This window comes from Chryseobacterium sp. YR221 (genome assembly GCF_900176315.1).
In the GTDB taxonomy this organism is placed as follows: domain Bacteria; phylum Bacteroidota; class Bacteroidia; order Flavobacteriales; family Weeksellaceae; genus Chryseobacterium; species Chryseobacterium rhizosphaerae.
The window spans coordinates 239,995-256,797 of the sequence record NZ_FWXM01000004.1 but is presented as its reverse complement, the minus strand read 5'-3'; the positions used below and the strand labels follow the sequence as shown (position 1 = coordinate 256,797).

Here is a 16,803-nt window from a genome sequence, read left to right as displayed (position 1 = left end):
AATATGATCTTTATACCCATTTAATAATACTAAAAGTAAAACAATGTCAAAGCCAGTAATTGCCATCGATATGGGAGGCACAAAGATTAAAATAGGTATTGTACAGGGTAATACTGTTCTTTCCTCTGATTCTATTGATGCTGATTCCGGTAGCGGGCTCAGAAAGAGACTCCCATTTATCCAAAAAGCTGTAGAAGATTTGCTTGACCGGGAAGGAATTTCCCTAGCAGAGATTACAGGACTTGGGATGGCTTCTCCCGGTATTATAGACAGTATTCAGAAAAAGATTCTTTCAATTGATAAGAAATTTGGGGATGCTCCCGGTATTCATTTAGAAGAATGGTGTTTACAGACTTTCAACCTACCCTTTACCATAGAAAATGATGCCCGTTCTGCTCTATGGGGAGAATGGAAATATGGAAAAGCAAAAAAATTTGACAGTGCTGTCATCATGACATTGGGAACGGGAATAGGAAGTGCAGCTATCATGGACAGGCAGTTATTGAGAGGTAAGCATTTTACGGCAGGAATACTGGGTGGACATTCTGTGATCAATTACAAAGGAATCCATTGCAACTGCGGTAATAAAGGTTGTGTAGAAACCGAAGCTTCAACCTGGAAGCTTATCAATATAGCCCGTTCAGATAAAAATTTTGCAGAAAGTCCCCTAGCTCAGGCCCCTGTCATCGATTATGAATTAATTTTCAACCTGGCACAGGAAGGTGATGCAGCGGCGTTACATATTCGTGAACAAAGTATACAGGTATGGTCGGCATGTGCCATTAATCTCATTCATGCTTATGACCCGGAAATTTTAGTTCTTACCGGAGGAATTATGGCCAGTAGTTCTCAGATTGTTCCTTACATCAGAAAACATATAGAAACTCATGCCTGGACACCCTGGGGGAAAGTAAGCATTGAGGAAGGTGAATTTCCTGATACAGCCGCTTTATTGGGAATAGCACATCTTGTAGGTAATTAATAAAAATATAAGAATGAAATCAAATTTTAATAAATATCCCATCATTGAAATACAGGGGCACACCTGTACATCCGGCTGGGAAAATATAGCGAAAGCGCTTCAAAAAGATACTTCAAAAATAATAGCTATTGAATGTTATCCGGGAGTATTGCTGGAAGAAATCATCACTTCAGTACAGGAATGGTTAAACCCTGAACGTATCTTCAATACTACAGAGGCTATGAAATCTGAGGATGAAATTACCGAAATGGTGGAAAAGTATGTGACAGATGATCCTGTATTCGGGTATATAGCGCCCTTGGAACTGGAAGATTATTTTGATCCGTCAAAGGTGGCTATACTTCAGAAAAGTATAGATCATAGTAATGGCTGGACAGTCATTATAGGACCGGGAGCTAGTTTAGTTTATCCTAAGTCTGACCTTTCCGTTTATGCAGATATGCCCCGATGGGAAATACAGATGCGCTACCGCAACAATACAGCCTGTAATCTAGGCAGAACCAATTATACTGATTCTGTTGCCTATCAATACAAGCATGCTTATTTTGTAGATTGGCGTGTGTGCGACCGCTATAAAAAACGCATCCTGAAGTCCTGTCAGTTTGTGCTTGATACCACTTTACCTCACCACCCCAAAATGATCGGGGTACAAGCTTTATTGGAAGCGCTGCAGAAAACCGTAAAGCGTCCCTTTAGAGTCGTTCCTTTTTTTGATCCGGGACCATGGGGAGGCCAATGGTTAAAAGAGGTGTGTGATTTAGACAGAAGCCGTCCCAACTATGCCTGGGGTTTCGACTGTGTTCCAGAAGAAAACAGTTTATTATTAGGCTTTGGAGATCAGGTCGTAGAAATACCTGCCATTAACCTGGTATTTTTTCAGCCGGAAGCCTTATTGGGAAAACAGGTATATGAAGGATTTGGAGATGAATTTCCTATCCGTTTTGATTTTCTGGACACCATGGAAGGAGGTAATCTGAGCTTACAGGTACATCCACTGAAAGAATATATTAAAGAAAAATTCGGGATGTCTTATACTCAGGATGAAAGTTATTATATGCTGGATGCCAAAGATGATGCTTTTGTCTATCTTGGCCTGAAAGAAAATATAAATCCGGAAAGGATGATGGAAGATTTAACAGCGGCACAGCATGGCAACATCCCTTTTGATACCGAAGAATATGTACAAAAATGGCCGGTCCGCAAACATGATCATGTGTCAATCCCGGCAGGCACCGTACATTGTTCAGGAGCAGATTCTGTAGTACTGGAGATTAGTGCTACTCCCTATATTTTTACCTTCAAGCTGTGGGATTGGGGAAGAATGGGACTGGATGGAAAACCCAGGCCTATATCTCTGAAGCACGGTAACAATGTAATCCAATGGGATCGTACGACTTCATGGGTCAAAGAAAACATTCTTAATCTTACCGAGTCCGTGGCTGAAGGAGATGGATGGAGAGAAGAACGCACCGGACTAGATGCCTTGTCGTTTATAGAAACCCGAAGACATTGGTTTACAAAAAAAGTGATTCATCATACGGAAGGTGTAGTGAATGTACTGAATCTGGTAGAAGGCCATGAAGTTATTGTAGAGAGTCCGGATCACCGTTTTGAGCCTTATGTCATTCATTATGCCGAAACCTTTATTGTACCGGCTGATATAGGAGCTTATACCATTATGCCTTATGGTGAAAGTGCAGGTAAAGAATGTGTGACTATAAAGGCAAGTATCCGAAGGGATATGATTGCAGAAAAAGTTTTAAACTAAACGATATGCCACCAACTCCAAATTCAAATATTATTTATAAAGCTACCCTGGTAGCCTCCGTGGGCGGTTTATTATTCGGGTATGATACGGCGGTGATTTCCGGAGCTATCGGATTTATGAAAATCTATTACCAGCTTTCTGATGTGATGACCGGCTGGGTGGCTTCCTGTGCTTTGCTTGGCTGTATTGTCGGAGCAATGTATTCCGGGAAGCTTAGTGATTATGTTGGGCGTAAGAAAGTCCTAATGCTTTCCGGTTTCTTGTTTACCATTTCTTCAGTAGGTACAGCTATAGCTCCCAATCTTTGGGTCTTTGTATTATTCCGGATTATTGGTGGTATGGGAATAGGCATTGCCTCTATGCTCTCTCCGATGTATATTTCAGAAATGGCGCCTGCTGGCATCCGGGGACGTCTGATCTCTATTTTCCAATTGGGAATTGTCTCCGGAATTCTCATCATCTATTTTGTGAATGCCTATATTGCAGGGATACATAATGAAAGCTGGAATATTTCTACCGGCTGGCGCTGGATGTTTGGCTCAGGAATTATCCCATCAGTAATTTTTGTATTGCTATTGCTCACTGTACCGGAAAGTCCGCGTTGGCTGGCCGGACAGAGACGAAATACAGAAGCTTTGGAAATCCTTAGTCAGATCAATGGAAAAGCTATTGCTCAGCAGGAGCTTGAATCTATTAACGAATCACTCAAAGACGAAACCCCTTTTTCCTTTTCCGACGTCAGAGAGCCAAAGGTAAAACGGGCGTTGGGAATTGGTATTCTGCTCGCTGTATTTTCACAGATCACGGGGATCAATGCGATTATGTATTATGCTCCGGAAATCTTTAAAGCAACGGGCGTAGGATCTGATTCCGCCTTTATACAGACCATTTTGGTGGGTATTATTAATGTCATTTTCACTTTCGTGGCCATAAGATATGTAGACCAATGGGGGCGGAAAAAATTATTACTGCTTGGTATCAGTGGTATGAGTATCTGTCTGTTTATCGTAGGTCTGGCATTTTACTCACAGCAGCAGGGTTATCTAGTTCTCATTGCCATATTAGGGTATATTGCCTCTTTTGCCATGTCCCTGGGGCCCCTTACATTTGTTGTGATTGCTGAAATTTTCCCTACCAAAGCCCGGGCTACAGCGATGTCTGTTGCTACTTTCTTTCTGTGGGCAGCTGTATTTTTGGTCTCTCAGACTTTTCCTGTACTGATAGGAAGTATAGGAAATGCATATACCTTCTGGCTTTATATGCTCGTTGCGGTCATTGCTTTTCTTTTTATCTGGAAAAGGATTCCGGAGACTAAGGGAAAGACACTGGAAGAAATAGAAAATACCTGGCAGGAAAATAAGAATTGAATGTCTAGCATTTCCTGCGGAATGAAATAACAAATCCCATTTTAGTCATCAAATGATCAACTAAAATGGGATATTTATTTGTACTTATCCTGAACTATCTTCCGAAGTCATCCTGTACTCTTACAATATCATCTTCATCAGAAGGATGAGAGGCATCGGTGTGCTGCCAGATTTCAGCAACAACTCCCCAGCCGTCTAAACCGATCAAACGGTGTCTCTCTCCCTGCTGAAGTTTTACCTGATCTGCCGGATGGTAGGTTTTCAATTCTCCTTCTTCATCGGTATTGCTTCTCTTAATACCCACGGTTCCTTCTACTACCTGCCAGATCTCAGCTCTTCTGTGGTGATACTGCCAGCTTAGTCTTGCTTCAGGAGCTACTATAAGAATTTTAGGACTCAATTTTCCTCCTATTCTTAAACTGTCTACATCAATTCCATCAAAATATTGGTTGGCAAAATCCTGTGCCTGAGTTTCATCAATCACAAAAAAACCACCCCATGGTCTTGTATCATCTTTTGCAGCAAGATTAAATCCTTGCGTTGCCAGCATTTTTTCTACTCTAGCGAATATTTCTTTCTTTTCTGTACTCATACAGTTGTATTTGTAGTTTAAAATTATTTAGTTGATTCTTCTTTTGACATTGAATATGGAAAATCTTTTTCCTGTGAACCTCTTTCTTTATTAGGTCGGCTATCCATTTTAAAATCCAGAACAGCACCTTTCATCAGTTCTTTATGGCTTAGCCAGTTTTTGGAATAAGGCTGCTGGTTTACATTCAATGATTTTACATATAGGTTTTCGGAATTATTTTCCGGAGCTTTTATTTCAATTTTCTTGCCATTTTCAAGATGAACAGTAGCTTCTTTGAACAATGGAGCTCCTAAAACATATTGGTCTGTTGCCGGTGTTACCGGATAAAATCCTAATGCTGAGAAAATATACCACGCAGAAGTCTGCCCGTTATCTTCGTCACCACAATACCCGTCGGGTGTTGCCATATATAGTTTATTCATGACCTGTCTTACCCAATATTGTGTTTTATAGGGAGAGCCGGCATAATTGTATAAATAAATCATATGCTGAATAGGCTGGTTTCCATGAGCATACTGCCCCATATTCATGATCTGCATTTCTCTAATTTCGTGGATCACGCTTCCATAATAACTGTCATCAAAAACCGGTGGCAGAGAGAAAACCTCATCCAGTTTAGCTTCAAATTTCTTTTTGCCGCCCATCAATGTAGCAAGGCCATCAATATCCTGAAAAACAGACCAGGTATAATGCCAGCTGTTTCCTTCTGTAAAAGCATCACCCCATTTGAAGGGATTGAACGGTTTCTGGAAGTTACCATCCTTATTTTTACCCCGCATCAAACCTGTTTCCTGATCGAATACATTTTTATAATTGTAGGCTCTTTTTTTATAGATATCAATTTCCGAAGCCGGTTTTCCTAATGCTTTACCCAATTGGTAGATAGAAAAATCATCATATGCATATTCCAGGGTTCTGGCTGCATTTTCGTTAATCTTTACATCATAAGGAACATAGCCCAGTTTATTGTAATACTCCACACCTGCACGGCCTACGGCTTCTATAGGACCTTCATTATTTGCGCCGTGTTTTACAGCCTGCCAAAGGGTTTCTGCATCATAACCACGAAGTCCTTTTATATAAGCATCTGCTACTACAGATGCAGAATTGTTTCCAATCATAATATCTGAATATCCCGGACTGCTCCACTCCGGCAAGAAGCCTCCCTCTTTGTAGGCATTGGCCAATCCTTCCTGCATTTCAACATTGATCCCCGGATATACCAGGTTCAGGAAAGGATACAAAGCACGGAACGTATCCCAGAAACCGGTTCCCGCAAACATTCTCCCATCCAGCACTTTACCATTGTAAGGACTCCAGTGCTTTATTTTATTCTGGGCATCAATTTCATATAATTTTTGTGGAAAAAACAATGTCCTGTATAAAGAAGAATAAAAGGTTCTCATTTGTTGGTCTGTTCCTCCTTTCACCTCTATTTTTCCTAATGTTTTATTCCAGATATTTTTAGCCTCGGTTTTTACCTGCTCAAAATTTTTGCTGCCAATTTCTCTTTTCAGATTCAGTTCAGCCTGTTCAAAGCTTATGAATGAAGAGGCTACTTTTGCATAAACCGCTTCCTTGTTTTTGAGTTTAAATCCAACAACTGCACCGGCATGATCGCTGGTAATTTCTAGCTGATCATTAACCAGTTTATCATTCTTCCAGGCTTTTGTCAGCTCGAAATCTTTATCAAACTGAATCACAAAATAGTTTTTAAAATTCTCATATTTTCCTGTTGAATATCTGGTCGTATACCCTAGGATTTTTCTTTCTTTAGGAAGAATTTTAATGTAAGAGCCTTTATTCAAAGCATCAATTACTACGTAAGCACTGTCTGTTTTAGGAAAATCAAACTTAAAGAAAGAAGCTCTTTCTGTAGGTGTAAATTCAGTTGTTACATTAATATCAGCTAAGTATACACTATAAAAATAAGGGGTTGAAACCTCAGCTTTATGACTGAACCAGCTTGCCCTGTCATCTTCTTTAAATTTTAGCTGACCAACACCCGGCATGATGGAAAAAGCGCCATAATCATTCATCCATGGAGAAGGCTGATGGGTTTGTTTAAATCCTTTTATTTTATCGGCATCATAAGTGTATGCCCATCCGTCACCCATTTTACCTGTCTGAGGAGTCCAGATATTCATTCCCCAGGGAAGTCCGACTGCCGGATAGGTATTTCCATTGGATAAAGAAGGCTTAGACTGAGTTCCCATTAACGGATCCACATAATCTACAAGAGATCCGTTCTGCCCGAATGCACAGACCTGTAATAAAAGAAAAAAAGTAGAAAATAAAGACTTCATTGTATCGTTTTATTATTTATTTAAGCATTTTCAAAGCATAACTGGCCGCACCTAAGATGGCTGCATCTTCAAAAATAGCAGAAATTCTAACGGGCAAGTTAATATTATTCTTTATTAAATTCTGAATAAACCGCTTCTCAAAGTAAGGATATGCTTTTGCAATATTCCCTCCAATTACCAAAACTTCAGGTTCATAATGGTTCACGTATTGTACTACAAATTCGGAAAAAGAATCTGCATATTCATCAAATATTTTGGTTTGTATTTCAAGGGGTTTATCCAGCAGTTCTTTGGTTCCTGAAATCTGTTCCCCTGTTAATTCAGCATAATAATTAACAAACCAGCGTGTTGCCAGATAGTCTTCACAAATAGAGTTTTTAAAGGGTGAATCCCAAAGATCTTCGTCAGTGGCAAATTCCCCATTATAAAAAGTAGTTCCCAATCCTGTTCCCAGCGTTACTCCAAAAACCTTGTTGAAACCCTGCACACAACCTCCAAAAACCTCACCTTCCATAAAGGCGGCCGCATCATTTACAAAATATATCTGATCCTGAGAAATCGACATTCTTCTAGCCAGCTCTTCTTTGATATTAACCTGATAGATGTCTATAAATTTTCCTTGCTGCATCAGAGATATTCCATTTTCATAATCGAAAGGCCCCGGCATTGCAATTCCCAATAAAAGATCCTCTTTATCCAAATCATGGGCTGCCTTATCGATCGCTGAAACCCATGCAGAAAAAATAATTTCTTTAGATTCAAAAGAGTCTACATGTTCCCGTACATATGTTGAAGAAATGATCTCACGTTTTTCAGGATTCACCTGAGCCAGTGTAATATGGGATCCTCCAACATCTATTCCTAGTATATTTTGCATTCTGTTATAATATTTTACTTTCTTCACTGAAAAACAGACAAACAAGAATATTACACTTGTCTGCCTGTTTCAGATTTTATTATATTGTTTTAGATAATGATCTTTTATTTTATTTATCTAACGTTTATTTTACAATTATTTTACCAGATGACACTACCTTATTATCAGCTGATGTAATTTTGTAAAGATAAGTACCCGCGGGTAAATCCTGCGTATTAACTACATTATTATTTGGGTTAATATTCTGTTTTTTAGACAATGTTCCTGAAGCTCCATACAAAGATATTTCGCTTGCAGATCTGTCATCAATTCTAAACTTAATATCCTCTCCTCTTTTAACAGGATTCGGATACGCTGTATTTTCCTGTTTATTTTCAATTCCTTTTGCCGTTTTTACAGATAAAGAAGAAGGACAAGGGACTTCTGTTTTCCAGTTGGCATCCGACATACTGATTAAAGTAGCGGAATGACCGTTTGGAGTAGCATCTACTGCTCCGCTTCCACTTCCGTCATCCATTTTCCAATTGGCCTCCAGGCTCGTTGAGTTGCCCGCAATATTACATTTGTTATCCAGGATTTCCTGAGCCGTCAGAGCTTTCTTCCATACTCTGAATTCATCCAGCGATCCATTAAGTGCACGGGAGTTATCATAATTTCTACCCATATAAAGGATACCATTTGCTGTAAAATTACCGGTAGCCGCAGTACTTGCATCAAGATTACCATTGACGTAGAGTTTCATCGTTGCACCATCATAAGTTGCTGCCACATGATACCAGGCATTGGCATTAAGAGCTGTATTTCCGTTCAATTTTATCTGAGATGAACCAAAACTTAAGATAAACTGCAGTTTATTATTGGCAAGAGTAGCATCTCCCAATCTTAGTATGGCTGAATTATTATCTCCCACTTCAATTCCTATTACTGACGAAATATAAGGGAAAGCAGTTTTGAATGTATTTACTTTTACCCAGCCTTCAAAAGTGACAGCATTTCCATTGAGGTTAAATTGTCCGGCATTAAGATATTGACTGCTTCCGTTAAAAGAAAGAGATCTTGGGCCAGGGCTGGTAACAGGAACAAGTCCACTATTGAATGGAGTATCTGCTGAATAGGTACTGGTAGTTGTTCCTCCGCATACAGACTGTATTTTCCATACATAGTTGGTATTGGCAGTCAGGTTCTGAAGGGTATAGGTATTGGTGGTAATATTAGGAACTGTAGTCCATGTTGAGGCTGCTGTAGTTTTATATTGTAAAGTATAGGAGGCAGCTGTTCCTACAGTATCCCAGGATAATTTGGTAGTTGTTCCAAGGGCATTGGACGCTATTAAATTTGATGGAGTGGCACATCCGTTTCCTGAGTTAAATCTTGGGGCAAAAATGTAGGTACTTTTTGACGTTGAAGAACAGTTAGACTGTATTCTCCAGTCATATTCTGTATTGGATGTTAAATTATTTACGACAATATTGCTTCCTGTATAATTACTTGTTACATTCGTCCAGGTTGTTGAACTGGCAGGCTTATAATCTATATTGTAAGTTTGGGAGCCGCTGGAGGTCCAGTTTAATTTTGCAGAAGTTCCTGTAAGAGTGTTTGCTTCTAATCCTAACGGCGGATCACACGCTGCCCCCTGAGTCCAAGAATAAAGCTGGCCCGACAATACTGTATTTTGGTTATAGAGTATATTGGATCCTGTACTTAAATAGCTGGCCATGTTTGTACCCGGCAGATCATACCACATAAATACGCCATAGCCGTCATTTTTTGAATTGGTAGCCAAAGTGGAAAGTGTAGAAGTAGAGGTGTTATTGATCCATGTTGCCGCAGCAGAAAGCTTAGCTTTGGTAAGAGGAGGCACACTCGGAGCGCTGTATGTCCCGTAATAGGCATTCCAGCTGTAGTCAATATAATTTCCGGCCTGATCTCCATTATAGCTCTGCCTTGAAGTTGCAGGGCCCAGATAATAGAAGGTAATCAGTTTATCAGGCATTGCTGCTTTAAGTTCCTGAAGAAGCATTACAAAAGAGCTGCTATTTGGCTGTCCGGTTCCGTTATTTCCGTAATCAGCATATTCATCATCCAGGTCTACCCCATCCAGCCCATAAGTATAAACAGTATTTGCGATCTGCAGGGCAAAATCTTTCGCAGCTTCCCTATTCGGAAAGTTGGAGATCCCAGCTCCCTGATGATTTCCCAGAATATCAAGTAAAACCTTAATTCCTTTTTGCTGTAAAGGTTTCACATATGTATCGACATCATTCAATACTTTGGTAACATTATTATTGTTTGAAATATACGCTCTGCTTTTGGACACATCATAATTAATATTGGCCGCAAAAATAATAGCGACGTCAAAAAGCTGTTTTCCACTGTTCTGCAGGGTATAGGATCCTGCATTCAGCATATTGTTGTTATTCACTTCCACATAGCATATCCCAACAGGATTATTAAGCTGTTGTGCATCGAGAAGAGAGCCTGAATGAAGCATCATTGCCATCAGGCCCATAAAAAAGGATTTTTTTTTCATTGTATACATTATTTTGATGTTTTTGGTGTCGGGATTCTATATACCACTCCCCGGGTATGTTTTTTAAAGAAACATACCTAAGAAAGAAGGGTTATATAAAATAAGGGGGCTATGTCAGCAGCTCCGGGTTTTCGTTAAAGGTTTTCCATAATAATTCTCCAAATAAAGTATTCGACCATGCGAACCATTCTCTGGTGAATTTTTTGTCGTTGTCTTTATGGAAGGACTCATGCATAAAGCCTGTCCCACCGTGCGTTTTCTGTAAGGTGTCTATGCACCATTTAATCTCACCTGTATCTTTAGTGGTGAGTGCTTTCATAATGATACTCATCGGCCAGATCATATCAAGCCCAATGTGTGGCCCTCCAATTCCTTCCGCCAGTTTACCTTTGAAAAAGAATGGGTTATTTTCTGACCAAACAAATTTCCTTGTGTTCACATACACAGGATCATCTGCTTTTACGGCATCTAAATAAGGCAGACCCAATAAGCTCGGACAATTGGCATCATCCATCAGGTTATAGCTTCCAAAGCCATTAACTTCAAAAGCATATATTTTTCCATATTCCGGATGATTGTAAATTCCGTACTTTTTAATGGCGGCATCCACCTCATCAGCAAGGCTGGTAAGTTGCTGAGCCAGACCTTTTTCATTTTTGATCTGAGAAACCATTTCTGCTGCCTGACGTAGGCTTACCACAGCAAATAAATTAGAAGGAATTAAAAATCCATAAATCGTAGCATCATCACTTGGGCGGAACATGGAACTGATCAGTCCAACCGGTTTTGTAGGATACCCATATCCTCCCATAGGAACACCATCTGTAGCCCAAGCCGTTGTACGCTCAAACTTGTAAGGTCCCAGGTCTTTTTTCCTCTGCTGCTCAGTAAATGTCTGTAAGGTAAGCTTAATGCCCTGTAGCCAATTAGCATCAAAAGGTTTGGTATCTCCTGTTGTTTTCCAAAAATGATAAGCCAAACGAATAGGATAACACAAAGAATCTATTTCCCACTTTCTTTCATGGGTACCAGGTTTCATATCTGTATGATCGTATTCTTTCCATTTACTTATTTTTTTGTCATCATTATAAAATGCATTGGCATAAGGATCTTTCAGAATGAATTTCGTCTGTTTATAAATAACCCCTGAAATAAGCTTGTGAAGTTTTTCATCTTTTTTTGAAAACTGTAAATAAGGAAAAACCTGCGCAGAGCTGTCACGAAGCCACATCGCATCAATATCACCCGTAATTACATAAGTATCAGGAGTTCCATTATTTTCACTGTAAAAAACAGTAGTATCTAATGTATTCGGAAAACAGTTTTCAAAAAGCCAGCTTAATTCTTTATTCTTTACTTTCTTTTTAAAAGCCGCAATAGCACTTTCTACGGATTCACTGGTAAAATGTCTTTTATCTTTGGGAACACGAACAACAGGAAAATCGTCCATAACCAGATTCTTTGCAAAAACATTCTGTGTAAACAGCAATCCGGCTCCTGCCAGTGCACTTGTTTTAATAAAATTTCTCCTTTCCATTGATACTTTTATTTCGTTTATTTTTATTAGTCTTATTTTACAGGCTTACTTCCCATTACAAATCTCAGCTCTCCACCATTCATAATATCACTGTGGTTCAATTCCCAGCTCTTGTACTCTTTCCCGTTCAGGAACATTTTCTGAACATAAATGTTTTTATCGGATATCTTGTCTGCTACTACGGTAAATGTTTTTCCATTTTCCAGCAGCAATGAAGCTTTAGGAAACTGAGGTGCACCAATTGCATAGACAGGTTTCCCTGGTGTCACCGGATAAAATCCTAATGAAGAGAAAATATACCATGCCGACATCTGTCCGCAGTCTTCATTATTCACAATTCCATCAGGTTTAGCCGCATACATATTATCACGGATATATTTGATCATTTTCTGAGTCTTATAAGGACTTCCTGCATAATTATACAGATATGGAACATGATGCCCCGGTTCGTCTCCAAACCCTAAAGAGCCGATGAATCCTGAAATATCAACATGCTGTTCTCCCTGCATATTAAGAGCTTCTGTAAATGTTTTATCCAGTTTTTCTTCAAACCCTTTTTTCCCTCCGTACAGGTTCATCATTTCGTCAATCTGGTGAGGAGCAAAAAAATCATATGCCCAGATATTCCCGGAAACCCAGTGTGGCTGAAGCTTTTTCCAATCGTTCAGTGCAAAATCTGCTAAAAATTTTCCGTCTTTCTGTCTTGGCCAGAAGTGGCTATTTTCTTTATTGAAAGTATTCAGGAAGTTCATAGAACGTTTCTTATAGACTTCTGCATCTTCTTTTTTACCCAGTTTTTCTGCAAGCTGCTGGATACACCAGTCATCATAAGCATATTCAAGGGTGGCAGAAACAGAAGCTCCGTTTTCCGAAGGAGAATACCCCAGTTTAATATAATCGTTTAGCCCTCCTCCACCATCACTGCTGCTCATTTTATCTGTTAAAGAAGCATCTTTCATTGCAGCAAAGGCTTTTTCAGCATCAATACCCGGTACACCTTTTGAAATAGCATCCCAAATGACCGATACACTGTGATAACCCAACATACAGAAATTATCATATCCACATAATTCCCAGATAGGCATATGGTCTTTACGGTCCGTATACCTGCTGATCAGGGAGTTGGCAAATTCTTTGGTATGTTTCTGATCCATAATGGTCAGCAGAGGATGGGTTGCTCTGAAGCCATCCCAATAAGAATAGGTACTGTAGTTGGTAAACCATTTGGTATTCATATTTTCCTGAGCAGCCACATAGTCTCCATTGGCATCCATATAAAGGTTAGGAGCTATAAATGTATGATAAACCCCTGTATAGAAAATCTTTCTCTGACTGTCTGTACCTCCTGTCACCTGAAATCTTCCGATAAGATCTCTCCATGTCTTTTGTGCCGTTTCTTTAGCTTTTGCAAAATCCACATTCGTAGCCTCAGCATCAAAATTCTCCTGTGCATTTTCTGTACTTACCGGAGATAAAGAGACTTTCACTTCGATACTTTCATTATCTTCTGTAGAGAATCTTACAAAAGCTTTCGCATCCTTAGCAAGGGCAATCTTTTCGTTGTTTTTGATTTTCCCTTCGGCATACACTCCGTAAGATTTGAAAGGTTTTGAAAACTCCATCACGAAATAAGCAAATCGCTTACCTCCCCAACCATTGCTGTAGCAGTATCCTTTTATTTTGTTATTACCCTCTACACTTACCAGGGTATGGTAAATATTTCCAAAAATTTTATTGGTTGGATCAATAATGATATTGGATTCATCACTCTTGGGGAATGTATACTTATGAAATCCTACTCTTTGAGAAGCCGTAAGCTCGGCTTTGATTCCATAGCTGTCGAGCATTACTGAATAATATCCCGGCGCCGCCGTTTCTTTTTCATGGCTGAATTTTGAACGATAGCCAGTCTCGGGGTTATCTTCTGATCCCGGAACCATTTTTACCTGACCTACGGTAGGCATAACCAGAATATCTCCAAGATCTGCCCATCCTGTTCCACTAAGGTGATTGTGGCTGAATCCCATGATCGTCTTACTGCTGTAATGATACCCGGAACACCAGTCCCAGTCTCCACTTTTAGTATTCTGATCCGGACTTAGCTGAATCATTCCAAACGGTGTGGTAGCTCCCGGAAACGTATGGCCGTGGCCTCCTGTCCCTATAAAAGGATCTACCCAGGATAAGACATCACCCTTTTGTTGTTGGGCATTCACCGTAGAAACCAGGAGTGTAAAAAAACAGATAAGCAATTCTTTTTTCATGATAAGAGGTATCAGTAATTTTTTATTTTAAAAGTTGGTTTAAAAATATGAAAACCATTACAAATATCCCAATAATAAAGGGAACTAAGCCGATCAACATATTAAAAAACCTCATTTAGATTGAATTTTTTTTCATAAAATCAATAATTTCAGAAATATATCCAAACGCGATAGCTACCACTGTGTCGGCAGCACCATAATATACGGTTACTTTATCTCCTTCAGTCAATGCAGCACATGGGAAAACCACATTCGGCACATCTCCTGTCAGTTCATACACTTCTGCCGGAGCCAGCAGATAAGGTTTTGTTCTGTACAATACTTTTGTAGGATCTTCAAGGTCAAGCAATGCTGCTCCCATTGAATATCTGAATCCTCTGCAGGTATTGATTACCCCATGATAGAAAAGCAACCATCCTTCCTCTGTTTTTATAGGAACCGGACCTCCTCCTATTTTTGTACACTGCCAGGCACTGTCTTCAAAAGGAGTTACTTTCATTACACAACGGTGCTCTCCCCAGTATTTCATATCAGGACTGTAGCTGATATAAATATCACCAAAAGGCGTATGTCCGTTATCACTTGGACGGCTCAGCATCGCATATTTTCCATTGATCTTTTCAGGGAAAAGCACTCCATTTCTATTGAATGGCAGAAAAGCATTTTCACACTGGAAAAATTCCTTAAAATCAAAAGTATATCCAATTCCAATGGTAGGTCCGTTATATCCGTTACACCATGTAATCCAGTAACGGTCTTCAATAAAAGTAACGCGGGGATCATATTTGTAATCAGATTCAATCATTTCTGTGTTTCCTGCCTTCATTTCAATAGGGTCATGATTGATTTCCCAATTGATTCCATCTTTACTGAAACCTGCAAAAATATTCATCTGCACCGCTTTGTTGTCACAGCGGAATACCCCTGCAAATCCATCCTCAAAAGGAATCACAGCACTGTTGAATATACTGTTTGACGTTGGTATTGCATATCTGTTAATGATCGGGTTTTCGGAAAACCTCCACATGATATCATTGCTACCTTCCGGGCGATCCTGCCATGGGATCATTACTGATTGAGCTGTCATAAAGTATTTTTACTTTTTATTTAAATTTGTTTAATAATTGATTTATTGTTCTTTTTGATTTTCCGAATATGGAAATGGAACCCATAGGGTTACAAGAAATGCCGGAATAGTAGCGATCAGTACCCAGATAAAAAACATTTTATATCCTACCCAGTCGCTGATCATTCCACTGAACATTCCCGGAATCATCACTCCGAGATTCATAATACCTGTTGCAAATGCATAATGGGCTGTTTTATGTTTTCCCGGGGCAATCTGCTGCATCATGTACAGCATAAGTCCGACAAACCCAAAACCATAACCAAAATACTCCACCACTACTGCAATTCCTACCGGTAAGAGATCAGCAGGCTGGTAGTACGCTAATAAAGCATAGACTACAAATGGAATATTGAATGCAGAGCATAGCCATATCAATGATCTCTTCAATCCGCGGGCTGAAATAAAATAACCGGCCAGTACAGATCCTAAAATAAATGCTGCAGAACCATACGTTCCATAAATAAGTCCAATATCTGATGTTGAAAGTCCTAATCCTCCTGAGGACCTTGGCGCTTTAAAAAATAACGGAGCAATTTTTATAGCAAATCCTTCAGCAAAACGATACAAAATGATGAACAGTACAGACCATAAGATATTCTTCTTTGTAAAAAATGAGGTAATGACTTCCAGCAATTCCTGACGGACATTTCCTGCTGTTTTTTTATCTTTCTCTGATACTTCTTTGTTTTCTTTTGGCAGAATCAGGTAGTGGTATATAGCTAATACAAAAAACAATAGAGCATAAATCACCATAATGATCATCCATGCACGGGTTACCCCTTTTGTTTTTTCTAAAACCCCGGCAAAATAAACTAATGCCCCACTACTGATAATTTTGGCCAGATTATAAAAAGCTCCCTGCCAGCCTATATATTTTGCCTGCTCTTTATTGGTAAGGAAACTGATATAAGTTCCATCTGCCACCACATCATGAGTCGCTCCACAAAAGGCAATAACCGCAAAAAGAGCAATACTGTATTTGAAAAAATCCTGCAAAGGAAGACTTAATGCCACCAAAGCAAACAAAATTCCTATCGCAAACTGGGTAACAACAACAAAGAATTTTTTGGTTTTATAGATCTCCAGAAAAGGACTCCAAAGAGGCTTTAACGTCCAGGAGAACATAACCAGAGCTGTCCAAAATGTAATTTGGGCATCTGAAACTCCCATATCTTTATACATAATCCCGGAAACTGCATTAATGGTTACAAAGGGTACTCCCATTGCAAAATATAATGTAGATATCCAAAGGATGGGTTGTATTGAACGGGTTTCAGAGTTGTTTTTTCCCATATTAAGATAAGGTTCTAAAAAAAGAGAGCATCTCAAAATTTCATTCCGACTTAAAACGAAACTATAGAAGAATAAATTATCGGAGATTCTCCTCTCCTTACGAAATGAACACTCAGGGTACAACCTGATTTTTGAGATGCCTCTGTATATAAATGATT

11 protein-coding genes are annotated in these 16,803 nt (G+C 39.3%); 3 read left to right on the top strand and 8 right to left on the bottom strand.

Going from position 1 to position 16,803, the window contains the following annotated elements; translation table 11 throughout:
- The first annotated feature begins 43 nt into the window (after positions 1-43).
- The 3 genes from B8967_RS13585 to B8967_RS13575 are packed head-to-tail and all read left to right on the top strand — an operon-like array spanning position 44 to position 4,117.
- Positions 44-982 carry an ROK family protein gene (locus B8967_RS13585; protein WP_084086465.1) on the top strand — a complete coding sequence of 313 codons (939 nt, stop codon included), beginning with the start codon at positions 44-46 and terminating at the stop codon, positions 980-982.
- Positions 983-995: 13 nt separating this feature from the next.
- Entirely contained in the window at positions 996-2,750 is a 1,755-nt protein-coding gene (locus B8967_RS13580) for a class I mannose-6-phosphate isomerase (RefSeq protein ID WP_084086464.1), read from the top strand.
- Positions 2,751-2,755: 5 nt separating this feature from the next.
- Positions 2,756-4,117 carry a sugar porter family MFS transporter gene (locus tag B8967_RS13575; RefSeq protein WP_228406182.1) on the top strand — a complete coding sequence of 454 codons (1,362 nt, stop codon included), beginning with the start codon at positions 2,756-2,758 and terminating at the stop codon, positions 4,115-4,117.
- A gap of 94 nt (positions 4,118-4,211) precedes the next feature.
- Here the strand turns inward: B8967_RS13575 and B8967_RS13570 are convergent, their stop codons facing one another.
- From B8967_RS13570 to B8967_RS13535, 8 genes are all read right to left on the bottom strand, one after another.
- Positions 4,212-4,709, bottom strand: coding sequence for a cupin domain-containing protein (locus tag B8967_RS13570; RefSeq protein ID WP_047484764.1), 498 nt, complete (start codon positions 4,707-4,709; stop codon positions 4,212-4,214).
- Positions 4,710-4,732: 23 nt separating this feature from the next.
- Entirely contained in the window at positions 4,733-7,015 is a 2,283-nt protein-coding gene (locus B8967_RS13565; protein ID WP_084086462.1) for a GH92 family glycosyl hydrolase, read from the bottom strand.
- 16 nt (positions 7,016-7,031) lie between these two features.
- Positions 7,032-7,892 carry an ROK family protein gene (locus tag B8967_RS13560; protein WP_084086461.1) on the bottom strand — a complete coding sequence of 287 codons (861 nt, stop codon included), beginning with the start codon at positions 7,890-7,892 and terminating at the stop codon, positions 7,032-7,034.
- Positions 7,893-8,016: 124 nt separating this feature from the next.
- Complete coding sequence (locus tag B8967_RS13555; RefSeq protein ID WP_179140064.1) at positions 8,017-10,422, bottom strand: endo-beta-N-acetylglucosaminidase H; 2,406 nt, start codon at positions 10,420-10,422, stop codon at positions 8,017-8,019.
- 109 nt (positions 10,423-10,531) lie between these two features.
- Positions 10,532-11,959, bottom strand: coding sequence for a glycoside hydrolase family 125 protein (locus B8967_RS13550; RefSeq protein ID WP_047484760.1), 1,428 nt, complete (start codon positions 11,957-11,959; stop codon positions 10,532-10,534).
- A gap of 32 nt (positions 11,960-11,991) precedes the next feature.
- A complete protein-coding gene (locus B8967_RS13545; RefSeq protein ID WP_084086459.1) occupies positions 11,992-14,223 on the bottom strand; it encodes a GH92 family glycosyl hydrolase in 2,232 nt (743 codons plus the stop codon).
- A 115-nt stretch (positions 14,224-14,338) separates the two neighbouring features.
- The gene (locus tag B8967_RS13540; protein ID WP_047484755.1) at positions 14,339-15,310 is read right to left on the bottom strand and encodes a glycoside hydrolase family 130 protein; all 972 of its coding nucleotides are present in this window, start codon (positions 15,308-15,310) and stop codon (positions 14,339-14,341) included.
- Positions 15,311-15,352: 42 nt separating this feature from the next.
- Positions 15,353-16,645 (bottom strand): MFS transporter, encoded by a 1,293-nt coding sequence (locus B8967_RS13535; protein ID WP_084086458.1) that lies wholly within the window; start codon positions 16,643-16,645, stop codon positions 15,353-15,355.
- Between the last annotated feature and the right edge of the window lie 158 nt (positions 16,646-16,803).